Source organism: Mesorhizobium sp. M4B.F.Ca.ET.017.02.2.1 (genome assembly GCF_003998955.1).
GTDB lineage: Bacteria > Pseudomonadota > Alphaproteobacteria > Rhizobiales > Rhizobiaceae > Mesorhizobium > Mesorhizobium abyssinicae.
Map to the genome: position 1 here is coordinate 13,509 of NZ_RZOF01000020.1, position 22,570 is coordinate 36,078.

A 22,570-nucleotide genomic window follows, 5' to 3' on the forward strand; every position below is an offset into this window, starting at 1 on the left:
CGCAGATTGTCTGTCAACGCGATAAATCGTACATTGTTTATGGGGACCGTGCGTGATATCGGTCAAAGTGTGTATGATTGGGGAGCGGGCCTTGGCAGAAACAAGCGATTTCAAAGCGGAACCACCCGAAGGGATTGACGCTCTCGGGGCCTCAAGCGAGGGCGCCTCGCTTTATCAACTGATCAGGGAAGACATCATAGAAGGGCGGCTCGCCGCCAACGAACGGCTGGTGGTCACCGATCTCGCCCGGCGTCACGGCACCTCGACCAATCCCGTGCGCGAAGCCCTGCAACTGTTGCGGGGCGAGGGCTTTGTCACCTTCGTTCCCAACCGCGGGGCGCGCGTGCGGCCTATAGACCAGGATTTTGTCCGGGATATCTACGAGATCGGAGTCCTGATCGAGCCGGCTCTGACGCGATGGTTCGTGAATATGGCTACCGTCGAGGACATTGCTGAGCTCGAACGCATCCAGGCCCTGATCGAAGAGAACAACTTCGCCGACACGTTCAGGCACAGTGAGCTGGATACCGCCTTCCACACCGTGATGTACCAGAGGCACTACAACCGCCATGCCGCCGAGCTTTGGTGGAAGCATCGCGAAGTGCTGCGGGCGGTGAGCCGGCGCTTCAATTTCACGCTCGCCCGGCGCGCCGCGATCATTCGCGAGCACCGAGAACTCATCGCGCATGTCAAAGCTGGAAATGCGGACGAGGCAGCCGAACTCATTGCACGCCATGTCGAGGGCTCCGGGCGGCATGTCCTCGAACACATGCGCGCGCGCAACGCCGCTCGGGCAGGGTAGGCTATCCGGTCTGGAACGTCGTTATCCCGACCGCATCGGACAAAGGCAGGTGAGATGAAAATCACGAGCATTCGGCCATGGCTGATCAAGTCCGCTGCTTCTTATTGGGGAGAGTACCTGTTCGTCGAAGTGGCGACCGACGAGGGCGTGAGCGGCTGGGGAGAGATCACCACCACCACCAAGCTCGCCAACCGCGCGCTCTGCACGATCCTGCGGCAGATCGGTGCCGCCGTGACCGGCGAGGATCCGGCGCGCATCGAGCATCTCTGGCACAAGGTTTTCCGCAGCTTCACCTATATGGGCAGCCGCGGCGCCGCCGTCGAATGCGTCAGCGCCATCGACATAGCGCTTTGGGACATCCGCGGCAAAGTCCTCGGCAAGCCGATCTATGAGTTGCTGGGCGGACCGGTGCGCGATGAAATCGCCCTCTACACCCATCCCAACCAGGCCAAGTTTACCAGCAAGGAGGCTGTGGTCCGTGAAATTCGAGACATCGTCGAGTCCGGCCACACCGGGCTGAAGTTCGATCCGTTCCCGCACCAGGGCCGCACCACCGATGGACTGTCGCGAGAGCAGCGGGACGGCTACCTCGACGGCAGCATGACCCGCAAGGACGAGCGAGAGGCCGCCGAACTCACAGCTCTCATCCGCGAAACGGCAGGCCCCGATGTCGACATCCTCATCGATGCGCATGGCCGCTTCGACGTTCCCACCGCCATTCGCCTCTGTCGCAGCCTCGAGGAGGCTGGCCAGATCGACTGGTTCGAGGAACCTTGCCCGCCCGAAAGCCTCAACGCGCTCAAGCAGGTGCGTGAGAAGGTCAGCGCCGCCATCTCGTGGGGCGAGCGCGGCCACACGAAATGGGATTTCGTGCCGGTGCTGGAGAACAAGCTCGCCGACTACATCATGCCCGACGTGACCTGGACCGGCGGCATTACCGAACTCAAGAAGATCTCCGCCCTGTGCGAGGCCTACTACATCCCGGTCTCGCCCCATGATGCCGCGGGACCGATAAACGTGGTTGCGGGAGCGCAGGTGATGATGACCGTTCCGAACTTCTACAAGCTCGAAACGTCGGAGTGGGATCTCTCCAAATACGATCATCTCATCGACACGCCGCTCGACGTTTCGAACGGCAGCCTCAAGCTGACGTCAAGACCCGGTCTCGGCGTCGAGATGAACCGCGACTATCTGCAGGCTCACGAGATCGAGCTGAGTTAGGCGTGCTCGCCGGCCCATGTGCGGGTCACAAGCCCCATCGACCAGAACGAGGATAAGTCATGCCAGAGACGGGTGGAGCCGACGCGGCGCTCAATCGGGTGAACACGAATTCCAGGCCGTCCGAGCTCCGCATCACCGACATGCGGGTTGCCGAAATCGTCGGCGCGCCGTTCACCTCGGCACTGCTCAAGATTTACACCAACCAGGGCATCGTCGGACTTGGCGAAGTGCGTGACGGCGCCAGCGCCACCTACGCGCTGATGCTGAAGAGCCGGCTGCTGGGCGAGAACCCTTGCGACATCGATCGCCTGTTCCGCCGCATCAAGCAGTTTGGCGGGCACGGCCGCCAAGGCGGGGGCGTCTCCGCGGTCGAGATCGCGCTGTGGGATCTCGCAGGCAAGGCCTATGGCGTCCCGATCTATCAGATGCTGGGCGGCAAGTTTCGCGATCACGTGCGCGTCTATTGCGATACCGACGCCGAGAAACCGAGCGGGACCGAAACCGGCAAGCGCCTCAAGGAGCGCATGGACCGCGGGTTCACATTCTTGAAGATGGACCTGGGCTTGATGCAGATCGCCCATGTTCCGGGCGCCGTCGTCGCGCCCGCCGGCGCGCTCGAAGGGTTTCACGCCAATCCGCGCGGCCGTGGCGGCACATCCGAGGAGCGTAAGGCCCGCAACCTCGCCTACGATGCGCAGAACGTGCAGCACCCGTTCACGGGCCTGCATTTCACCGAAAAGGGGATCGACCTGCTCGAACAATATATCCACGAGGTTCGCGAGGTCATCGGCTACGAGATCCCTTTAGCCATCGATCATGTCGGCCACATCTCGCTGCAGGACGGCATACGCCTGTCGCGCCGCATCGAGAAATACGCACCTGCCTGGCTCGAGGACGTGATCCCCTGGCAATACACCGAGCAATACCGGCAACTGCAGCAAGCCACCACGGTGCCGATCTGCACCGGCGAGGACATCTACCTCAAGGAGGCCTTCGAGCCCCTGCTCAAGAGCGGCGGCGTCTCGATCATCCATCCGGACCTGCTCACCAGCGGCGGCATCCTCGAGACCAAAAAGATCGGCGATATGGCGCAGGACCACGGCGTCGCCATGGCGATCCATATGGCAGAAAGCCCGATCGCCGCGATGGCTGCGGCGCATGTCGCGACCGCGACCGAAAACTTCATGGCGCTCGAATACCATTCCGCCGATGTCGACTGGTGGGACGACATCGTCACAGGTCTCCCCAGGCCGCTCGTCAGGGACGGTTTCATCACCGTGCCGGACAAGCCGGGGCTGGGGATCGACGACGTCGTCGACGAGGTCATCTCGCATCACCTGCAACCGGGTGTCATGGGAATATGGCAATCCACCGAGCATTGGGACAATGAATATAGCTGGGACCGGACCTGGAGTTAGCCCAGACCACCTTCCTTCCAGGCTCACAAGGCCTACGACCGACCATTCGTGTCGACCTCTCCCAATGGAGAGGCGAAGAAGGAAACGGACCAAACCATGTTCTACGAACTGCGTATCTATGACTGTCTGCCGGGCAGGCTGCCGGCTTTGCTCAGGCGCTTTTCCGACCAGACGCTGGCCATCTGGGAGAGGCATGGCATCCGCCAAGCCGGGTTTTTCACCACGGCGATCGGCGAAAACAGCAATCGCCTCACCTATTTCCTCGCTTGGGATTCGCTGGCCGAGCGTGAGGCGAAATGGGCGGCGTTCGTCACCGATCCGGCATGGCACAGGGCCCGGGACGAGTCTGAGCGCGACGGGCAGATCATTGCCAATATCAGCAGCCAGCTGCTCACGCCGACAGCTTTTTCGTCTGTGAAATAGGACTGCGCCATGAAGATCACCGACCTGCGGTGTGCCGTCATCGGCAAGCACCCCATAGTGCGCATCGTTACCGATGAGGGCCTCTATGGCCTTGGCGAGGTCGAGTTCACCAAGACGTATCTCAAGCCCTTTGTGCTGCATTTCCGCGACGCGCTGATCGGCGAGGATCCGACCGACGTCGAGCGGGTGATGCTGAAGATCCGCCAACGCGGCTCGTTCAAGCCCTATGGTGCCGCCGTTTCGGCCATCGAGCATGCCTTGTGGGACATCGCCGGCAAGGCGGCGGGCGTGCCGGCCTACAAGCTGCTCGGCGGCAAGGTGCGCGACAAGGTGCGTGTCTACAACGGCTCGATCCGCCGCAAACGCGCGGGCGATCGGCCGGAGGATTACGCCGCCGACGTCAAATGGATGATGGAGCAGCCGCAGAACTTCTTCATGATCAAGCAGGGAATCTCGTTCCATTCCAACATGAAGGACACTATCGAGGGCTTCCATTACGGCGTGACGCAGAAGAAGGCCGGCTATCATGGCGCCATGGATCAGGGCATGATCAGCGAGCGCGGTTTCAATCACATGCTCGACTGCGTGATCGCGATGAAGGAAGTGCTGGGCGACAAGGTCAGCCTGGCGCTCGATTGCGGTCCGGGCTGGATGCTGCCCGATGCGATCAGGTTCGCTCGCGCGGTCGAGAAGTACAATCTGATGTGGCTCGAGGACATGCTGACCGGCGACTATGTGCCCTGGGTCAATCCTCAGGCCTATCGCGAGCTGACGACCTCCACCTCGACGCCGATCCATACCGGCGAGCAGATCTACCTGCGCCACAATTTCAAGGAACTGATCGAGACCCAGGCGGTGCGCGTCATCGGCCCCGATCCGGCCGATATTGGCGGAATTGCCGAGCTCAAATGGGTCGCCGAGCACGCCTATATGCACTCGATCCTGATGGCGCCGCACGGCACCGCCAACGGCCTGCTCGGCCTCGGCGCGCTGATCAATGTCTGCGCCACCTTGCCCGCCAACTACGTGGCATTCGAATATCCCAGCGCCTCGGACCCGTGGTGGAACGATATCGTCATCGGCCTGCCCAAGCAGGTGGTAAAGGATTCAATGGTCGACCTGCTCGAAGCTCCCGGGCTCGGGCTCGACATCGACGCCCAGGGCGCCAAGCAATATCTGCTGGCAGAGGACGCCGGGTTCTTCGACTGATTGGGCGTCAAGCCAGCCAGAGCGAGCAGCCGGTGCCGGCGCCGGGCCGGCGGACCCAAGATTATCGCTTCAGTCAGCGCTGGTCTTGATCACGTCCCACGCGGATGGTCGGCTCTCGCTTTCATGCGGTCGAGGAGGCGCGTGAACGCTCACCGGATGCGTTGTCCGTCTTCGCCGAAGAGCCGCGCCGATGCGGGCGCAAAATGCAGGATGATCTTGTCGCCGGTCCTTGGTTGCGACGACCGCCGCTCCGCGATGATGGTCTCGCCGGTCGCCAGCGTTGCGTGGACATAGGACGTGGAGCCCATCGCTTCGACGAATTCCACCTTTGCCTCGAGGTCGACACCCTTGTCCTGGTCGAGATGTTCGGGCCTCAGGCCCAGCTGTAGTTTCCGTCCAGGCTCAAGCGGGGTCTGTGCCGGGCTGTCCATCTCTTGGCCTCCAAACGCGAGACGGCCCCCCGCCTGCACAATGGCGGTCAGAAAGTTCATCCGCGGAGAGCCGATGAAACCCGCGACGAACGCGTTGTCGGGATCTTGATAGAGGTCTTGCGGTGTGCCGATCTGCTCGATGCGCCCACTGCGCAGCACGACGATCCGATCGGCCATGGTCAGCGCTTCAGTCTGGTCGTGCGTCACATAGATCATGGTGTTGCCAAGGACCCGATGGAGCTTGGCGAGTTCCACGCGCATCTGCACCCGCAGCTCGGCATCCAGATTGCTGAGCGGCTCATCGAAGAGAAAAACCTTCGGGTCGCGCACGATCGCCCGCCCTATTGCCACCCGTTGGCGCTGTCCTCCCGAGAGCTGGGCCGGCTTGCGCTGCAAATACTCTTCGAGCTGCAGGATCTTGGCCGCGCGCCCGACCTTGCTGGCGATTTCCTCCTTCGGGCGGTGCGCCATCCGCAGGCCGAAGCTCATGTTGTCCGCCACCGTCATGTGCGGATAGAGCGCATAGGACTGGAACACCATCGCCACTCCCCGGTCGGCAGGCTCGGCGTCTGTCACGTCGTCACCGCCGATGAAGATCTCGCCCCCGCTCGTCTCTTCGAGCCCGGCAATCATGCGCAGCAGCGTGGATTTTCCGGAGCCCGAAGGGCCAACGAATACGGCGAACTCGCCCTCCTCGATCGAAAGCGAGACATCGCGGATAACGTCCGTCGATCCAAAGCTCTTGCTGACCTGTTTCAGTTCGACACGCGCCATCGGCTAACCTTTCACTGCGCCCACGGCGATGCCCGAAACAATTCGTCGCTGGAACAGGATGTAAAGAACAACGATCGGCGCCGCCGCGATGACGATGCCAGCGGTAAAAAAAAACAGGGGTATCTGGTCCGAGTACTGGCCCTTGAGCGCGGAAATCCCCACCATGAGGGTGCGGTGCTTCTGCATGACCAGCAGGGAGATCAGAATGTCGTTCCAGCAGCTCAGCGTGTTGAGGATGGCAAGCGTCACCAATGCCGGCGTTCCCAGGGGCAGCATCACGTGCCACCAGACCTGCAGCAGCGAGGCCCCGTCGATCCGCGCCGCTTCGATCAGCTCGCGCGGCAGCCCGGAGTAGAACGCCGTCATCATGTAGACCGAGAAAGGCAGGAAAAATGCGGTGTAGGACAGGATGAGCCCGATGTGCGTGTTGACCAGGTTGAGGGCAAGCATCGTGCGCATGAAGGGCACCAGCACGACCTGCACGGGGATCATCAGCGACGACAGGATGACCGCGAACAGGAAGCGCCGATAGGGAAAGCGCAGCGACGCGAGGGCGAAGCCGGCCATGGAAGACACGACCATCAACAGGATGACCGCCCCGAGCGTCGCAATCACGGAATTGAGGAAGTACTCATCGAGGTGCGCGCGGGTCCAGGCCTGCACGAAGTTGTCGAGCGTGGGCTGCATGGCGAGCCCGAAGCGGTCGAGCATGTAATCGTGACGTGTCTTGAGTGCGTTGTTGACCGCGAAAAAGATCGGGTAGAGGCAGCTCAAGGCCAGCAACCCCATCGGGATCGCCGCGATCCTGAGGGTCAGCCGCTGTCGTTTTCCTGCTCCTGACACGACCTCTCCTTCAGATGTTCGCGTTGCGCGACAAGATGCGAATCTGCAGCCATGCGAGAATGCTCGTCATGAAAAACAGGACCATCGAGACAGCCGCGGCGTAGGCGGGCCGGTTGAGCTTTCCCTGTGCGGCCCAGATCAGATATTCGGGCACCGTCGTCGCCGTGCCGGGTCCGCCGCCGGTCAGCACGTAGATCAGGCCGAACATCGAAGTCAGCAGGCCGATGGTCGTGATCACCGTCGAGAACTCGATGATCGGGCGAAGCTCCGGGATGATGACATGCCACCAGATCTGCCACATCTTGGCGCCGTCGAGACGTGCCGCTTCGACCATTTCCTTGGAGACGGTCGACAGCCCGGCAAGGAAGATCAGCACACCCATGCCGAAGGTCGACCAGCATTGGATCGCCAGCGTCACCGGAAGTGCGGTCGCCGAGTGCCCCAGCCAGTCCACACCGCTGATCCCCGCTATGCTCAGCAACGCGTTCAGATTGCCATTGAAGCTCAGCACCACGCTGAAAATAGAACCGATGATGACGCTCGAAAGAATGGCGGGAAAGAAATAGACGGAGCGGAAAAACGTGCGCCCCGGCACGCCCTGGTGGATCAGGATGGCCAGCAGCATCGGGATGGTCACAAAGATCGGCACCGAAAGCAGCACCACGACGGCGTTGGCCATGGCGGAGCGGAAATTCGGGTCGTCCAGTGCGCGCAGATAATTGCCGGCGCCGATGAACTGGCCCGGGTCGGTCGACGTCGCGCTGGTCAGGGAGATGCCAAACCCCCAAAACAGCGGAAAGATGCGAAACACCAGGACAAGCAGGATGGCTGGAAGCAGGAACAGCACCGCAACGCGCGCCTCTGCCCGGCGGCTCCGGCCTGGGCGGGTACGGGTCCGCGCGGCTTGGCCTGTCTGGTGTAACGAATTGGCGGTCATGGGCACGTCACTGATGCGGGGACGGGGGCGCGTCGTCGCGCCCCCACTGTCTGCGTGGAGAAGATTGCTATTGCGGCTTGGCTTCAGCCTGGACCTTGTCCAGCGCCGCCGCTGCCTGGTCCACGGTGGCTTCACCGTTGAACAGGAGCTGGCTCTGGTGGTGCCATTCATCGAGCTCGGCCGCTGAAGAATTGGCATGTGTGGTCGGAACGGCTCTGGTCGCAAGCCAGCCCATGATCTGCTTGAGGCCAGGGCTGTCAATGCCGGATGTATTGACTTCGGTGTTTGCTGGCACCGAGCCGGTGTCGTTGACCAGGTATGACAGGACTTCCGGCGAGGCGAGGATTCGCACCGCGTCGACGGCGAGATCGATGTTCGCGGAGTCCTTGTTCACGCCGTAGCCAACGCCGCCGTCGAGCGGAACGCCGGGGGCACCTTCATGCTGATCGGCAGCAACGGTCGGCGAGGGCATGGGATAGACCCCGACCTTTTCGACGCCCATGTTGGTTTCGAACTGCTTCCAATGCGCGACGTTGGAGAGCAGACCCATCACGTTGGCTCCGACACCTTGCTCGAAGAGGGCAAACTCATCCATGAACATGGTCTGCGAGTTGCCGCCCTCCTGGTACCAGCCATTCTTGGCGGTATTGACCCAGGCCTGCAGGATCGCCTTGATCGGCGGATCCGACCAATGGAGCTTGCCTGCCAGCCAATCGGCCTGTTGCTGCGTGGTCAGCGACTGGTTCGCGGCTTCCGAAAGGAAGAACTCGGCGTTGTAGCCTTCCTTGTTGGCCATCATGAAGCAGGCGGGTTTACCCTGCGCCTTGAAGGCGTCGCAGACCTTGGTCAGTTCGGCCCAACTCGTCGGCGGCTTCTCCGGATCGAGCCCTGCGGCCTTGTAAAGCGCCTTGTTGTAGTAGACGACGTGACCCTGCAGCGTCGTCGGGATGAAGTACAGCTTGCCGTCAGGTCCGGTGAACGCGGACTTTCCAACGAGCTTCGGGATCAGGTCGGGCAGCTTGTCGTCGAGCGGGATTAGCCCGCCGACCAGGGCCTTGGCCTGGGCGCCGCCATTGGCCCAGATGACGTCGGGGCCGGCCTTCGAAGCGAGCGCCGTGCCCAGCAGCGTGTAGTACTCGGCGTCCGGTTGAGACAGGAGGTTGAGAGTTGCTCCCGGGTGCGCGGCCTCGAATGCAGCCTTCGCGTGATCGTAGTATGTCGCGTGGGCGGCATCGTCCACGTTGACGTCCCAGACGGTGATCTCCTGGGCCAGCGCCGGCGACGCCACCACCATGGTCGCAATTGCGGTCAATATCTTCAGCTTCTGCACGTCATTCCTCCCTTTTTATCTACCAGGCCTTCGCTTCATCCAGCGCTCGCTGCGAGTTTGGGACCCCGTCAACCCGCGGGGTTGATGGGCGCATCACCAAGGTCTTCGCGCGACAGGATTTCGGGGCGCGTCCAATCCAGCCGCCCGGTCTCCGACAAGACCAGCCCATGGCCCGATCGATCGGGCGCATGAATCCAGCCGTCATGAATTTCGATTGTTTGCTCGACCAGGTGATCGAAGTTCTGGAACGAGTATTCGAGCCACTCGACTTCGGGCAGCGCACAGGCCATGTGTACGCCGATTTCGAGAAACGTATTGCCAAGCGTCACCGGGACGCCGAGTTCGGCTGCCAGCCAGCCGATGCGCATCACGTCCGTCACCTGCCCATGGACATTCAGCATGTCGGTAGCGCCGGCCTGCATCAACAGCCGCTTGCCGGCCGCATCAAGGTATTCGCCTGAATTGATCATGGTCCACGGCGTTGCCGCCTTGAGGTTGCGAAGTCCGTCGAAGTCGTGGCGCAGGATAGGGTCCTCGACCCAAAGCAGATCAAAGCCAAGGCTATGAATTTTCTGCAGTTTTACCGATGCCTCCTTGGCCCCCCAAGCCTCGTTTGCATCAATCATGATCGACGAGCCGGGCCGCACCGTCTTTCTCAACAGCTCCAGCCGGGACAAATCCCGGCCGAAATCGGGATGCCCCACCTTGATCTTGAACGCGCGATAACCAAGCGCCTCGGCATGGGCAAAGAACGCCTGGAATTCATCGTCGCTGAGGTGGAAATCGAGACCGGATGCGTAGGCTTTCACGCGTTTGCGCCGGCTCCCCAGGAACTCGTGCAACGGCAGGCCGACCAGCTTCGCACTCAGATCCCACAAAGCAACCTGGAGGGCTTCCTCGAAAGGCAAGCCGAAGGCGCGCCTGTTTCCGCCGCGCGGCCGCTGGACTCGATGCACGAGCGCCAAAGGCGATTGCCCTGCGAGATCGGGCCAGGCCTCCTCTTCAAAAACCCGTACGATCTCCGCCTGGTCTGGTAGCGGGTGAAACAAGCTCTGGATAAAGCCCAGGCCGACCAGGCCATTCTCGGCAACGAGCTCAAGCGCGGCCACGTGCGCCGTATCGATGCGGACCTGACTGTCACCGATGGTCCGGTCACGAGCGAATTGATAGCGGGAAATGCGGTACTCGGCGATGCGCATACTGGCTCTCTGATATCTCAGGATGCGCTTTAGATATTTCAGTTTTGGACAAGAGGCAAGCGGCCAGGCGCAAAACTGTCGGGCAGGCAAGCACGCAAATGCAGCAGGCTACGCTTCGTCAACGGGTTGGCGGCCCAGGCTCGTTGGCGCCCGACGACCTCCAGGCAGCCCGGGATACCGGTTGCGCTCAACGCAAGACCCCGGTCAGCCGTATCCTGCAAAGGTGCATTGATAACCGGCAATGCGATACTTTACGATGGCACGGCCAGTAATGTTTCAGAATCATGCTTAGATATTTCAGAGGCGAGGTCAAAAGTGGCGCAGCACGACGATCAGTCCGATGGGGCCGCCGGAGCGGCAGCCGGCCAACGCCTTGGCGATCGTGCCTACACGCGCATTCTTGAGACGCTGTTCGAGCGGAAGATCCCCGCGGGGGCCTTTCTGTCGCAAGGCGATCTTGTCGAAATGCTGCAAATCCCGGTTGCGCCGCTGCGCGATGCGCTCAAGCTGCTCGAGGCGGAGGGGATCGTCATCATCCATTCGCGCTCGGGCATCCAGTTCGTCAAGCCCGGGTTCGAACTGACCAGGTCGACCTACCAGTTTCGCAGCATTCTGGAGCGTGCGGCGACAGGGGTTTACGCGCAGACCGCGGACGAGGCGGACCTGGCGGAACTGGAAAGACGTCATTTGGCGGTCATCGAGGAGATCGAGCGCGGTGGGCTCACCGACCTGGTCAGGGCCGACCTCGAGCAACTCGAGACCTTGCTGCATCACTCCATCATTGCCAGCCTGAACAATCCATTGATCGACAGTTCCTACAAGCGGCTTCACAACTACGTCCGGCTGATCCGGCTGGACAGAAAGGTCACCGTGCCTCTCGTGCTGCAATCCCTGCGCGAGCACATGCAGGTCATCCTGGCATGCAAGGCACGCGACCCGGAGGCAGCTGCGGCGGCAATGCAGGCGCATCTGGCCTCCGCCCTGCAGCGCGGTCTTGGGCTCTACTACGGCTACTAGGCTGACTGAGATCCCACGAGGCGGGCCAACAGTGACGCGGCTTCGGTGCCCGCCACGCCAAGGTCGCGGACGCTGCTCATGTGATTGGCCGCCGCAAGGGTCGTGCGCGAGACAGCCAGCCCTTGCGTTTCCAGGTGGCTCGTGAACATCGCGGTCTGGCTGTGGAAGGGCGGCGTCTCATCGGCGCCGACCGAGATCCCTACGGCCACGGATGGATCGAAGCTGTGGTTGATCGGCGAGAACCGGCGGGCTTCTTCGTCGGTGATCGCGATCTCGGCGGCAAGGAATGACATCTGCAACGGCTTCAGGTCGTAAAGGCCGCCGAGCAGCAGCGCAGCTTTGATGCCGGACGGCCGGCTGTCGCCGTCGAAAAGCATCGTCGCCAGATGCGCGCCGGCGGAATGACCGCTGACCGTCAGCAGGTCGGGATCGCCGCCATGGTCCGCGATATGGTCAAGCACCCATCGCTTGGCGCGGCGCACCTGGTCGACGATTTTTGCCATCCTGACTGCCGGCATCAGCGCATAGTCGACGATGACTGCGATCGCACCGGCGTTCGTGACGGTCTCGGCGACATAAGAATAATCACGCTTGGAGAACATGCGCCAATAGCCGCCGTGGATGAACATATGCACCGGCAGGCGGTCGCGTTTGCCCTCGGGAAAGTACAGGTCGATGGTCTCGGTGGCGTCATCTCCGTAGGCGACATCGACCATTGGCACGTTCGCCCTGGTGTCCTCGCTTCTGCGCACGATCTCGGCGACGATGTCGTCGAACTCGACCACATGATCGCGAATGCGAAACGGATCTTTGGCGTTTCCGCTCACAGGGTCACGGCGATGTACTTCGCCTCCATGAACTCGGCAACGCCGTGCTTTTGACCGCCTTCGCGGCCCAGTCCGCTCTGCTTGACGCCGCCAAAGGGCGCCGCCGGATCCGACATCAGGCCGCGGTTCAGGGCGATCATGCCCGACTCGATCTTCGATGCCACGCGCATGCCCTTGGCCAGGTCGCGCGTGTAGACATAGGCCGCGAGACCGTATTCGGTGTCGTTGGCCCTCGCAAGGGCGTCCGCCTCGCTGTCGAAGCGCATGATCGGAGCCACGGGGCCGAATATTTCCTCATGGATCATGGCGGCATCAGCGGGAACGTCGCGAAGCACCGTCGGCGGGTAGAAGTAGCCCTTGCCTTCGGCGATCGCTCCGCCGCACAGAACCTTGGCGCCGCGGGCGACCGCGTCCTGGACGAGACGATCGATCTTGTCCGCGGCCTTGCTGGTGATCATCGGGCCGCACTCGGTTTCCGGGTGTGTGCCAGCACCTACATTGAGGGCAGCCATGCGTTTGCGCAGCCCATCGGCGAAGGCGTCATGAATGCCGGCCTGCACGTAAAGCCGATTGGCGGCGGTGCAGGCCTCGCCGGCATTGCGCATCTTGGCAACCATCGCACCGTCGAGCGCTGCTTCTAGGTCGGCGTCGTCGAAGACGATGAACGGTGCATTGCCGCCAAGTTCCATCGAACAGGAGATGACGTGCTTGGCGGCTTCGGCCAGGAGCACCCGGCCGACACCGGTCGAGCCGGTGAATGACAATTTCCGCACGCGCGGATCGGCCAGCATGGCCGCCGTCACCGGTCCGGGCGTCGAGGTCGTCAGCACGTTTACGACGCCGGGCGGCACGCCAGCCTCCTCGTAGAGCGCTGCCAGCGCATAGGCCGTCAGCGGCGTCTCGCTAGCGGGCTTCAAAATCACTGTGCAGCCGGCCGCGAGCGCCGGCGCAATCTTGCGCGTCGCCATGGCGGCGGGAAAATTCCATGGCGTGATGAGCACGCAAATGCCGATGGGCTGGTAGTCGACAATGATGCGGTTGGCGCCCGAGGGCGCAAGGCCGAACTCGCCGCTGATGCGGACCGCCTCCTCGGCATTCCAGCGAAAGAACTCGGCGGCGTAGGCGACCTCGCTGCGCGCGTCACGCAGCGCCTTGCCGTTCTCCAGCGAGATCAGCGCAGCCAGTATCTCCGCCCGTTCGGTCATCAGTTCGAAGCAGCGCCGCAGGATTTCCGAACGCCTGCGTGGCGAGGTCTCGCGCCAGCCGGCCGCTGCCTTCGAGGCCGCGTTGACGGCTGCGGCCGCGTCGGCAAGCGTGGCATCGGGAACCACCGCGATCACGGCTTCGGTTGATGGATCGACCACTTCGATCACGCGGCCCTCCGACGAGGGCTGCCAGCGTCCGCCAATGTAGAGACCGTGCGAGACCGTGGCGTAGTCGAACATATCTTGATCCTCGTCGGATATGCCTGCGGCGATATTCATGGGGTGAGCTCCTGATCGATCACATCATGGCGGCGGACATGTCGCCATCATACGCAGCCCTGACCAGCCGTCGCATCGCGGCGAGGTCGAACGGACGCGGATTGTTCTTGATCAGCCGGTCGATGCCGAGCGCCTGCTCGGCCGTCCAGTCGATCCTGTCCTCGGGAAGGCCAAGCTTGGCCAAGTTCGGTGGGATGCCGATAGCGCAAAACAGCCGGCTCACCTCGCGGATGGTGGCGTGCGCCGATGCATCGGCGCCGTCGCCGCTCTGACGGGAAAGGCCGAGAGCGGCGCCAACTTCGGCAATCTCTGCGGCCGCGGCGGGAAGGTTGTAGCTCATCACATATGGCAGCATGGTGGCGACGCCCAGACCATGCGCAGTATGTGTAACTGCGCCGACCGGATACTGCACCGCGTGAGCGGCGGCCGTTCCGGCGGTACCGAAGGCGCAACCGGCGGCCAGCGCTCCCATCATGACGTCGGCGCGCGCATTCCCGTCCGATCCGTCGCGATATGCCGTTTCGAGGCTGCGACCGAGCAGCCTGATGGCCAGAAGCGCGAAATGATCGGTCAGAGCGCTTTTGCCGACAAAGACATGCTGCTGCGGCAGACGGGGATCGTCGCCGCGTCTGGCCGCGGTGAAGGCCTCGATTGCGTGCGTCAACGCGTCGGCGCCGGCGATCGCCGTCAGGGAAGGGGGGCATGTCGACGTCAGTTCCGGATCGCAAAGCGCCACCGCGGCGATGAGGTGGGGACTCGAGATACCCACTTTCAGCGTCCGATCCGGATCGGAAATCACGGCGACGGGGGTCACCTCGGAGCCTGTCCCGGCCGTAGTTGGCACAGCGATCACGGGAAGGGTAGGGCCTGGCACCTTGAACTCCCCGTAGTAGTCCTGGGGCCTGCCACCATGGCTGAGCAGAAGTGCTGCGCATTTGGCCATGTCGAGGCAGCTGCCGCCGCCGATCCCGATCACCATGTCCGGCTTGAAATCCACCGCCTGCGCAATGCAGGCGGCGACGCTGTCGCGGGGCACATCCGGCAGCGTTCGGTCGTAGACCAGCGTCTCTATCGCCCCATTGTGCAGGCCGGCAAGAATTTCGGCGAACTGCGAAGTCGCCGCGAAACGCTCGTCGGTGCAGACGAACGCGCGCCGCCCAAATTTGGCGGCAACAGCAGGCAGCACATGCCGCTGGCCTTTGCCGAACAGGATCTCGCGCGGCAGGCGCGCGGCTGCGAACAAGGTCATGGACGGCATCCTTCAGTTCCAGGGGCCGGCCTCGACGTCTGGGTCATTTCCCAAATTATCCTCTATTAAATCGTATAGGATATAGGATTGAATTGCCCGAACCATCGTGCTAGTGAGTGCTCCTGTCAAGAGGGTAAACAATGCAGAACGCGGACCTGACGGAAGCTCCTTCGACAGCCCGTATCCAGCGCGCCAACAGCCTGGCCGGCGACGTTTACGAGGCAATCTTCGCGCAGCTGATGTCGCTCAGGATTGCTCCAGGATCGCGCATCACCGTCGACAATCTCGTGAAGGAATTCAACGTCTCGCATACCCCCATTCGCGAAGCGCTTGGCAGGTTGGAGGGCGAGGGCCTGGTGCTGAAGACCCACCTGATCGGCTATCGGGCCGCCCCGCAAATCACCCGCCGCCGCTTTGACGAGCTTTACGAGTTGCGCCTTCTACTTGAGCCCGCCGCCGCGGCCAAAGCCACTGCAACACTGGACGACGAGCGCCTGACCGTGCTGCAGGAAGCGGCTGGCGTCATGGCCCGGCGGGAGGGGAAAGACGAACGCCTGCGTTATTCGAACTTCGCCCGTCAGGATGCGATCTTTCACGACAAGATCGTCGAGTTCGCCCAGAACGAGCTCATTCGCGAGACGCTCAATCACCAGCATACCCACTTCCACATCTTCCGCTTGATGTATCACTCACGCGTGACCGAAGAGGCCCTCGACGAGCATGAGGCCATTCTCGCCGCCTTCTCCGCGGGCGATCCGGACGCCGCCGAAAAAGCCATGCGTGTGCACATCGAGAATTCGCGGGACCGGCTCCTGCCTGCGTTCGAGTAGGACCGTCAAGCTCGACGCGCCGCCGATCGCCCAGCCAACGCCAAGGAAAACTATTCCCCGACTTAACCGCTCTGCTCCGATTTCGATCCCTGTCTGGCGAGGCGCCAAATGCACCTCGCCTTCCCACAAACCGAGAGGAAGACCATGCCAGGAAAAAAGATACTGATGCTGACGGGCGAATTCACCGAGGAATATGAAATCTTCGTCTACCAGCAGGCGATGGAGGCCGTCGGCCATACTGTTCATGTCGTCTGCCCGGACAAGAAAGCCGGCGATCTGATCAAGACATCGCTGCACGATTTTGAGGGCGATCAGACCTATACCGAAAAGCCCGGTCACAATGCGCTGATCAACAAGACCTTTTCCGACGCCGAGAAGCAACTGAGCCAATACGACGCCGTCTACTGCGCCGGCGGGCGCGGACCGGAATATATCCGCACCGACAAGCGCGTGCAGGCGATGGTGCGCCACTTCCACGAGGCGAACAAACCGATATTTACGATCTGCCATGGCGTGCAGATCCTGATAGCGGTCGACGGCGTCGTCCGCGGCAAGAAGGTCGGCGCGCTCGCGGCTTGCGAGCCGGAGGTGACGCTGGCAGGCGGCACCTATATCGATCTGTCTCCCACCGATGCCTATGTGGATGGGACGATGGTTTCGGCCAAGGGCTGGACCGCGCTTGCGGCGTTCATCCGTGAATGCCTGAAGGTGCTGGGAACGGAAATACGCCACGCGTAAGCGTTGGTTCCGACGCATCCCGCAATGATGCGCCGGTTCCCTTCAAAAGCGGCTCGTTCCTATCATTCGTCAAATACGATCAGCGAACGCATCAGCGTTTCTCTCGCCGAGCCAAGATGCGCTCGGCAGGCTCGCTCGATGCGTTCGGGATCGCGGCTTTCGAGCGCATCGATATAGGCGAGATGCTCCAGGATCGCCGCCTGGTTGCGCTGTTTTTCGTCATGCTTGTTCCACTGATAGTGGTAGTGGAAAATGAAGCTGATGATATCGTAGAAATCGTCGATGAAGCGGTTCGGCGAAGCCTCGTTTATGAGCCGGTGAAACCGGTTGTCGAGGCCGGAAAAGTCGTGGAATCGGCTTTCAATCCGCTTCAGCAGTTCGGTATGCGCAATCTTGAGCACGGCCAGCTTCTCCCACAACGGGGAAGTGTCGGGCTGTCGGGAAAACAGATGCGCCGAGCGCAGCTCGAACATGACGCGGATCTCGAACAGCTCAAGTGCGAAATCTTCAGTAAAGCCCTTGAAAAGCCAACCCGTGTTCGGCCTTTTTTCGAGCAGCCCAAACCGGCTGAAGCGGATCAGGAACTCGCGGATTCCGTTGGTTGCGACACCGAACTGCCGCGCCAGCTCGAGCTCGTTGATGCTGGTGCCGGGTCTGGTGTCACCGCGCAGCATCCACTCCATGAATTGCTGCTCGACGTGCTTGGCCCGTGATGTGGTTTCGGCGTCGGGATAGTAGTCGCTATCCTCGACCGGTCGGCCTGCCGTCCTGACGCCGCTGCGCTCGGCAATAAGTTCGCGGTGGGCAAGTTCTCCCAGGACCTTTCGGACAGTCGTGCGGCTCACTCCCATTTGCCTTCTGAGTTCATTTTCGGAAGGGAGGTCGCCGGTCAATTGTCCGTCGCGCAGCATACTGGCGGCGCGGTTGAAAGCCTTCTTGTAAACAGTGTCGGTTCGCATCGGATCTACCTCAGAGCAACACCTTGTCCTTTCTAGCATGAACTTTATCCATAAAAAACAACTTGACCAAGTGATACTGGTTGTTTTTTATCGATAAGAGGAAGCTAAAAATACAACATAAGCTTTTGACGACGAGGCTCACACAAGCCGCGGCGGGGAGGGAACTTTGCCTGAAGCGGGAAACACCGGCACCTCTGTCGGCGAGGCCGCAGTGCGAGCACCCAAGAAGCAAGAAGCCGTTCCTGGCCTTGCTCTGGGCTTGGCCCTGCTGAGCGCCGGTCCGGTCGTCATCCTGGCGTTGCTGATTGTCGTTCTCAGTTTTCTGTCGCCCTATTTTCTGACGGGGCGCAACCTCAGCAACATCCTCGCCCAGACCGCCGTCATCTCGGTTGTGGCGATGGGCCAGCATCTGGTCATCCTGACGCGTGGGATCGATCTCTCGGTCGGCTCGAACGTTGCACTGGCTTCAGTCGTCGGCGCGCTCAGTTTCCATGCCGGCGCCCCCGCCTTCCTAGTGATCGCGGTGATGGTCGCCTGCGGTGCGGCGGTCGGCGCCATCAACGGGCTCTTCTACGTGTTCGGCCGGCTGCCGCATCCGTTCATCATCACCCTGGCGACATTGAGCATCGCCAAGGGGCTGGCGCTGCAACTGGCTGACGGGCGCGCCATCCCTGGCATGCCGGATGCCATCGATGCGCTTGGCCGCGAGGCGGTCTGGGGTCTGCCTGGATCGGTCTTTGTGGTCGCCGGCGTTGCCGCAGTTCTTTTCGCAATGGCCAAGACGATGGTCTGGGGACGCTGGATCTATGCCGTCGGCGGCCGGCCCGACGCTGCCCTGCGCATGGGCATTCCCGTGTCCTGGGTGCTGGTTTCGGTCTATGTGATCTCGGGGCTGTGCGCCGGAATCGGGGCGGTCATCCTTGCCGGCCGCACCGACGCCGGTTCGCCCTTGTTCGGCAATCTGCTGGAACTGGATACGATCGCGGCGGTCATCATCGGCGGTGCCAGTTTTCTCGGCGGTCGCGGCCATCTTGGCCATGCCTTGATCGGCGCCATCATGATCGGCGTCATCCGCAACGCGCTCAACCTGCTCAACGTCAATGTCTTCTTCCAACTCATCGTCATTGGCGTGGTCATCGTCATAGCGGTCGAGTCCGACGTCTTGCGCAACTATCTCGAAGGGCGCGTGCGTGTCATGCAGGCCGGGAGGCAGTCGTGAGTGCCGTTCCAGCAGGCGTCGATCATGCAGCCACCGCCGCTGAATATCCCGTGCTTGCGGTACGCGGCGCGACCAAGCGTTTCGGCTCGGTTGTGGCGCTGGACGACGTCAGCATCGAGGTCCGGCGCGGCGAGATCTTGGGGCTTCTGGGCGACAACGGCGCTGGCAAGTCGACGCTGACCAAATGCATCAGCGGGGTGCACCAACTCGATGCCGGCGCGATCCTCCTGGACGGTGCGCCAACGCAGATACGCTCCCCTGCGGATGCGCGCTTCGCCGGCATCGAGACTGTCTACCAGGACCTGGCGCTGTTCGACAATCTGACGCCGGGACAGAACTTCTTTGCCGGTCGCGAACTGGCGGGGCCGCAATGGCTTCCTCGCGGCATGCGATTTCTTCAACAGCGCCGGATGGATGCCGAAACGCGCGTTCTGCTCGCCAATTTGAAAGTCACGTTGCCAAGGCTGGACGCCGTCGTTGCCATGATGTCGGGTGGACAAAGGCAAGCCATTGCGGTGGCCCGGTCGACCGTGTTTGCCCGCAAGGTCGTGATCCTGGACGAGCCGACCGCTGCACTTGGCCTGCGTGAATCGCGGCAAGTGCTCAACCTGGTCGCGACGCTGCGCGACCAGGGCAACGCCGTCATTCTGATCACCCACAATATGGAGCATGTCGTCGAGCTTGCCGATCGCGCCGTGGTGCTTCGCCAGGGCCGCAAGGTCGGCGAACTGGTGCCGACCAAGGACAACAAGCAGGAACTGGTCTCCATGATCGTGGGAGCCTGATCCGTCCGAGATTTGGGGACTGTTGCGGTCCGCAAATGCCTGAAGCGACTTCCGCCGGAAGACGCCTCAATCCAAGGGAGGAATGGAATGCCAATGAACCGAAAACTGTTCGCTGGGCTGGCGATCGCCGTTGCGTGCGCGATGCCGGCTTCGGCCGCCGACAAGATCAAGGTCGGCCTGATTACGAAATTCCCGGTGCCGTTCTACTCGACCATGGAGGACGCGGCCAAGAAATACGCCGCCGCTCATCCTGAAGTCCAGTTGGTCACCGGCCAGGGCCAGGCGGCAACCGACATCGAGGGCCAGATTGCCCTGATCGAATCCATGATCACGCAAGGGGTCAAGGGGCTGGCGATCACTCCGGTCGATCCGACCGTCGCGCCGACGCTCGACAAGGCGGTCGCTGCCGGCATCAAGGTGGTTCTCGTCGACAACGGAATCCCGGACTGGAAGGGCCAGACCGCGTTGGTTTCGACCAACAACCTGAACGGCGGCAAGATTGCCGGTGAGTACCTGAAGACCGTGCTCAAGAGCGGCGACAAGATCGGCATCCTGCAAGGCGTTCCCGGAGTGCCGGCGCTGGACGACCGGGTCACCGGCATGATGGAGGGCCTCGGCGACGTCAAGGTCGAGGTGGTCGGCAAGGGCGCAACCAACTGCACGCTCGAACTTGGCACGTCGGTGACCGAAGACATCCTGACCGCCAATCCCGATCTCAAGGCGATCTACGCGGCATGCGGACCGCCAATCCCGGGAGCCGTCAAGTCGATCAGCAATGCGGGGATCGGCAACGACAAGATCATCCTGGTCGGTTTCGACGCCTGCTGCGGTGAGATCGAAGCGATCAAGTCCGGCGCGGAAGATGCCAGCGTGGCGCAATTTCCGGCAAAAATGGGCGAGCTTGGCATCGATACCGTCGTCAAGGCGATCCGCGGGGAACCCGTCGAAGCCAATGTGGATACCGGTGCAGGACTGGTGACGCTGCAGAACGTCAAAGACTTCGAATAGGCTCCACACCTTGGCCCGGCGGCGATCTCAGCCGCCGGGTTCTTTTTGAAACATCTCAGGAAGATAATTCGCATGAAAGCGCTCGTATGCCGCAAGCCCGGCGAATTGGTCTTCGAGGATCGCCCGGCGCCCGGCCCGCCGGGCGCCGGATGGGCGCTGGTCAGCATCAGCCATGTCGGCATCTGTGGCACCGACTACCACATCTATGAGGGCAAGCATCCCTACCTGGTCTATCCACGTGTCATGGGACATGAACTCTCTGGCACCGTGACCGCAGTAGGCGAAGGCGTCGCCATCGAAGTCGGCGAACGGGTCGTCGTAAATCCCTATCTTGTCTGCGGCAAATGCATTGCGTGCCGTCACGGCAAGCCGAATTGCTGCGTATCGATCGAAGTGTTGGGCGTTCATCGCGATGGCGGCATGTGTGAGGAATTGCTGGTGCCTGCCGACAACCTCTACCCGGTCGCAGGACTGCCGCTCGTTGCCGCGGCAGCTGTCGAGTTCCTGGCGATCGGCGCTCACGCGGTGAGACGCTCCAGGCTTGCTGCCGGCGCAAAGACGCTGGTCATCGGCGCCGGGCCTATCGGACTGGGTACGGCATTGTTTGCGCGTATTGCCGGCCAAGCGGTGACGCTCATGGACACCAGCCGGGAACGGCTCGACTTCGCCGAAAGCCAACTCGGGTTTCCCGTCATCGACAGTGCATCGGGCTCACCTGTCGAGCAGGTGAGAGAGCGAACCGACGGCGACTTTTTCGACCTCGTCTTCGATGCGACCGGCAGCAAGGTCTCGATACAAGCCGCGTTCGGCTACGTGGCCCACGGCGGCGCCCTGGTAATGGTAAGCGTCATTAAGGACGAGATCACTTTCTCGGATCCCGAATTCCACAAACGCGAGATGATGTTGATCGGCAGCCGCAATGCGCTTCGCGTCGACTTCGACCACGTCATGGCGGCAATGCGCGATGGCGCCATCCCTGCGGCCAAGCTGATAACGCACGACACGACCCTTCAGAACAGCCTGCACGATATCGCTCGTTGGACGCATCAGAAGTCGGGGCTCATAAAGGCCGTCATCGCCTTCTAGAAAGAACGATGCTGGCGCCTCCGCAGACCCTGGAGTCCGATCCGCCACGGCCAAGCACATGCGGTCGCCGGCTAGATCCTGACGACGAGAGCGCCGCCGCTGAGGCCGGCACCCGCCGCAGCCAGAAGGATTTTCTCGCCCGACCGAAACGGCTCCGCATGATGGGCCAACGACAGCGACAGCGGGATCGTTGCTGCGGAAGAGTTGCCGTATTCGACGATCGTCTTGACGATCGCTTGATCGGCGATGCCGAGGTTTCGCCCCACCGCGTCGAAAATGCGGGCGTTGGCCTGATGCGGCACGAACCGATCGATGTCCTGCGGCCGCATGCGGGCAACAGCGAGCGCGTCCCGCGAGCAGGTCGTCATCATCTCGACCGCCTTGGCGAACACCTCGCGGCCGTCGATGATGGTCATCCGGGTCTCAGCGAGGTCGAGATCGGCCTGGAAGGGCTTGTTGCTTCCGCCCGCGGGAATCTGGATCAGCCCGTAGCGCGAGCCGTCGGAATCAACCGATGCACCGAGAATGCCTCGATCCGGATCCTCGCAGGGACCGATCACCACGGCGCCTGCGGCGTCGGCAAACAGCACGGCGCTGGCGCGCTCGGCCGGATTGATGCGGCGGCTGAGGATGTTGGCGGCGATGACGAGGCTCGCTTTGCCGTGCAGGCGCGTAAATCCGTCCGCGAACATCAGCGCATAGATGAAGCCGGCGCAGGCGCCGGTCAGGTCGATCGCGCCGGCGCGGCCGAGCCCCAGCCGATGCGCGACCAGCGGCGCGC

Annotated in this window: 22 protein-coding genes; 12 read left to right on the forward strand and 10 right to left on the reverse strand. The window is 62.1% G+C overall.

Going from position 1 to position 22,570, the window contains the following annotated elements; translation table 11 throughout:
* Positions 1-91: 91 nt before the first annotated feature.
* From EN738_RS04750 to EN738_RS04770, 5 genes are all read left to right on the forward strand, one after another.
* On the forward strand, positions 92-802 hold the full coding sequence (locus tag EN738_RS04750) for a GntR family transcriptional regulator (protein WP_127282690.1): 711 nt from the start codon (positions 92-94) through the stop codon (positions 800-802).
* A gap of 54 nt (positions 803-856) precedes the next feature.
* Complete coding sequence (locus EN738_RS04755) at positions 857-2,023, forward strand: mandelate racemase/muconate lactonizing enzyme family protein (RefSeq protein ID WP_127282691.1); 1,167 nt, start codon at positions 857-859, stop codon at positions 2,021-2,023.
* Positions 2,024-2,082: 59 nt separating this feature from the next.
* A complete protein-coding gene (locus EN738_RS04760; RefSeq protein ID WP_127282692.1) occupies positions 2,083-3,441 on the forward strand; it encodes a mandelate racemase/muconate lactonizing enzyme family protein in 1,359 nt (452 codons plus the stop codon).
* A gap of 96 nt (positions 3,442-3,537) precedes the next feature.
* Entirely contained in the window at positions 3,538-3,864 is a 327-nt protein-coding gene (locus tag EN738_RS04765) for an NIPSNAP family protein (RefSeq protein WP_127282693.1), read from the forward strand.
* A 9-nt stretch (positions 3,865-3,873) separates the two neighbouring features.
* Positions 3,874-5,073 carry a mandelate racemase/muconate lactonizing enzyme family protein gene (locus tag EN738_RS04770; protein WP_127282694.1) on the forward strand — a complete coding sequence of 400 codons (1,200 nt, stop codon included), beginning with the start codon at positions 3,874-3,876 and terminating at the stop codon, positions 5,071-5,073.
* A 149-nt stretch (positions 5,074-5,222) separates the two neighbouring features.
* Here the strand turns inward: EN738_RS04770 and ugpC are convergent, their stop codons facing one another.
* From ugpC to EN738_RS04795, 5 genes are all read right to left on the reverse strand, one after another.
* Positions 5,223-6,278: a sn-glycerol-3-phosphate ABC transporter ATP-binding protein UgpC gene (gene ugpC / locus EN738_RS04775; protein WP_127282695.1), complete on the reverse strand. Its 1,056-nt coding sequence runs from the start codon at positions 6,276-6,278 to the stop codon at positions 5,223-5,225.
* A 3-nt stretch (positions 6,279-6,281) separates the two neighbouring features.
* Positions 6,282-7,121: a carbohydrate ABC transporter permease gene (locus EN738_RS04780; RefSeq protein ID WP_210214065.1), complete on the reverse strand. Its 840-nt coding sequence runs from the start codon at positions 7,119-7,121 to the stop codon at positions 6,282-6,284.
* Between the two features lie 10 nt (positions 7,122-7,131).
* Complete coding sequence (locus EN738_RS04785; protein WP_245478072.1) at positions 7,132-7,968, reverse strand: sugar ABC transporter permease; 837 nt, start codon at positions 7,966-7,968, stop codon at positions 7,132-7,134.
* Between the two features lie 157 nt (positions 7,969-8,125).
* Positions 8,126-9,388 (reverse strand): extracellular solute-binding protein, encoded by a 1,263-nt coding sequence (locus EN738_RS04790; protein ID WP_245494363.1) that lies wholly within the window; start codon positions 9,386-9,388, stop codon positions 8,126-8,128.
* A 68-nt stretch (positions 9,389-9,456) separates the two neighbouring features.
* Positions 9,457-10,587: a mandelate racemase/muconate lactonizing enzyme family protein gene (locus EN738_RS04795; protein WP_127282697.1), complete on the reverse strand. Its 1,131-nt coding sequence runs from the start codon at positions 10,585-10,587 to the stop codon at positions 9,457-9,459.
* 228 nt (positions 10,588-10,815) lie between these two features.
* Between EN738_RS04795 and EN738_RS04800 the strand changes: the two genes are divergently transcribed.
* Complete coding sequence (locus EN738_RS04800; protein ID WP_245494364.1) at positions 10,816-11,604, forward strand: GntR family transcriptional regulator; 789 nt, start codon at positions 10,816-10,818, stop codon at positions 11,602-11,604.
* Here the strand turns inward: EN738_RS04800 and EN738_RS04805 are convergent.
* The 3 genes from EN738_RS04805 to EN738_RS04815 all read right to left on the reverse strand — a co-directional run bounded on the left by EN738_RS04805 (position 11,601) and on the right by EN738_RS04815 (position 15,164).
* Positions 11,601-12,320 (reverse strand): alpha/beta hydrolase, encoded by a 720-nt coding sequence (locus tag EN738_RS04805; protein WP_245494365.1) that lies wholly within the window; start codon positions 12,318-12,320, stop codon positions 11,601-11,603. The genes EN738_RS04800 and EN738_RS04805 overlap by 4 nt on opposite strands.
* A 107-nt stretch (positions 12,321-12,427) precedes the next feature.
* On the reverse strand, positions 12,428-13,876 hold the full coding sequence (locus EN738_RS04810; protein WP_245494366.1) for an NAD-dependent succinate-semialdehyde dehydrogenase: 1,449 nt from the start codon (positions 13,874-13,876) through the stop codon (positions 12,428-12,430).
* Between the two features lie 58 nt (positions 13,877-13,934).
* The gene (locus EN738_RS04815; RefSeq protein WP_127282700.1) at positions 13,935-15,164 is read right to left on the reverse strand and encodes an iron-containing alcohol dehydrogenase; all 1,230 of its coding nucleotides are present in this window, start codon (positions 15,162-15,164) and stop codon (positions 13,935-13,937) included.
* 140 nt (positions 15,165-15,304) lie between these two features.
* Between EN738_RS04815 and EN738_RS04820 the strand changes: the two genes are divergently transcribed.
* Together EN738_RS04820 and EN738_RS04825 are read left to right on the forward strand one after the other, a co-directional pair.
* Positions 15,305-15,994 (forward strand): GntR family transcriptional regulator, encoded by a 690-nt coding sequence (locus EN738_RS04820; RefSeq protein WP_127282701.1) that lies wholly within the window; start codon positions 15,305-15,307, stop codon positions 15,992-15,994.
* 144 nt (positions 15,995-16,138) lie between these two features.
* A complete protein-coding gene (locus tag EN738_RS04825; protein WP_126056159.1) occupies positions 16,139-16,732 on the forward strand; it encodes a DJ-1/PfpI family protein in 594 nt (197 codons plus the stop codon).
* Between the two features lie 62 nt (positions 16,733-16,794).
* Here the strand turns inward: EN738_RS04825 and EN738_RS04830 are convergent, their stop codons facing one another.
* The gene (locus tag EN738_RS04830; RefSeq protein WP_127282702.1) at positions 16,795-17,691 is read right to left on the reverse strand and encodes a GntR family transcriptional regulator; all 897 of its coding nucleotides are present in this window, start codon (positions 17,689-17,691) and stop codon (positions 16,795-16,797) included.
* A 166-nt stretch (positions 17,692-17,857) separates the two neighbouring features.
* Here EN738_RS04830 and EN738_RS04835 point away from each other — a divergent pair, with 166 nt between their 5' ends.
* The 4 genes from EN738_RS04835 to EN738_RS04850 all read left to right on the forward strand — a co-directional run bounded on the left by EN738_RS04835 (position 17,858) and on the right by EN738_RS04850 (position 21,789).
* Positions 17,858-18,910, forward strand: a complete 1,053-nt coding sequence (locus EN738_RS04835; RefSeq protein WP_245478074.1) for an ABC transporter permease — start codon at positions 17,858-17,860, stop codon at positions 18,908-18,910.
* Positions 18,907-19,695 carry an ATP-binding cassette domain-containing protein gene (locus tag EN738_RS04840; protein ID WP_127282703.1) on the forward strand — a complete coding sequence of 263 codons (789 nt, stop codon included), beginning with the start codon at positions 18,907-18,909 and terminating at the stop codon, positions 19,693-19,695. The genes EN738_RS04835 and EN738_RS04840 overlap by 4 nt, the downstream gene beginning before the upstream one ends.
* 93 nt (positions 19,696-19,788) lie before the next feature.
* Positions 19,789-20,703 carry a sugar ABC transporter substrate-binding protein gene (locus tag EN738_RS04845; RefSeq protein ID WP_127282704.1) on the forward strand — a complete coding sequence of 305 codons (915 nt, stop codon included), beginning with the start codon at positions 19,789-19,791 and terminating at the stop codon, positions 20,701-20,703.
* 72 nt (positions 20,704-20,775) lie between these two features.
* Positions 20,776-21,789, forward strand: coding sequence for a zinc-binding alcohol dehydrogenase family protein (locus tag EN738_RS04850; RefSeq protein WP_127282705.1), 1,014 nt, complete (start codon positions 20,776-20,778; stop codon positions 21,787-21,789).
* Positions 21,790-21,860: 71 nt separating this feature from the next.
* Here EN738_RS04850 and EN738_RS04855 read toward each other — a convergent pair.
* Positions 21,861-22,570, reverse strand: a 710-nt coding sequence (locus EN738_RS04855) for a 3-oxoacyl-[acyl-carrier-protein] synthase III C-terminal domain-containing protein (protein WP_127282706.1), incomplete at its 5' end; no start/stop codon positions are given.

What these genes read in the sequence shown, in the direction of transcription:
- EN738_RS04755 (WP_127282691.1), top strand. Translation starts at nt 857, where the DNA reads ATGAAAATCACGAGCATTCGGCCATGGCTGATCAAGTCCGCTGCTTCT.
- EN738_RS04760 (WP_127282692.1), top strand. Translation starts at nt 2,083, where the DNA reads ATGCCAGAGACGGGTGGAGCCGACGCGGCGCTCAATCGGGTGAACACG.
- EN738_RS04765 (WP_127282693.1), top strand. Translation starts at nt 3,538, where the DNA reads ATGTTCTACGAACTGCGTATCTATGACTGTCTGCCGGGCAGGCTGCCG.
- EN738_RS04770 (WP_127282694.1), top strand. Translation starts at nt 3,874, where the DNA reads ATGAAGATCACCGACCTGCGGTGTGCCGTCATCGGCAAGCACCCCATA.
- ugpC (WP_127282695.1), bottom strand. Translation starts at nt 6,278, where the DNA reads ATGGCGCGTGTCGAACTGAAACAGGTCAGCAAGAGCTTTGGATCGACG.
- EN738_RS04795 (WP_127282697.1), bottom strand. Translation starts at nt 10,587, where the DNA reads ATGCGCATCGCCGAGTACCGCATTTCCCGCTATCAATTCGCTCGTGAC.
- EN738_RS04805 (WP_245494365.1), bottom strand. Translation starts at nt 12,320, where the DNA reads ATGGTCGATGTCGCCTACGGAGATGACGCCACCGAGACCATCGACCTG.
- EN738_RS04810 (WP_245494366.1), bottom strand. Translation starts at nt 13,876, where the DNA reads ATGTTCGACTACGCCACGGTCTCGCACGGTCTCTACATTGGCGGACGC.
- EN738_RS04815 (WP_127282700.1), bottom strand. Translation starts at nt 15,164, where the DNA reads ATGACCTTGTTCGCAGCCGCGCGCCTGCCGCGCGAGATCCTGTTCGGC.
- EN738_RS04820 (WP_127282701.1), top strand. Translation starts at nt 15,305, where the DNA reads ATGCAGAACGCGGACCTGACGGAAGCTCCTTCGACAGCCCGTATCCAG.
- EN738_RS04825 (WP_126056159.1), top strand. Translation starts at nt 16,139, where the DNA reads ATGCCAGGAAAAAAGATACTGATGCTGACGGGCGAATTCACCGAGGAA.
- EN738_RS04830 (WP_127282702.1), bottom strand. Translation starts at nt 17,691, where the DNA reads ATGCGAACCGACACTGTTTACAAGAAGGCTTTCAACCGCGCCGCCAGT.
- EN738_RS04845 (WP_127282704.1), top strand. Translation starts at nt 19,789, where the DNA reads ATGAACCGAAAACTGTTCGCTGGGCTGGCGATCGCCGTTGCGTGCGCG.
- EN738_RS04850 (WP_127282705.1), top strand. Translation starts at nt 20,776, where the DNA reads ATGAAAGCGCTCGTATGCCGCAAGCCCGGCGAATTGGTCTTCGAGGAT.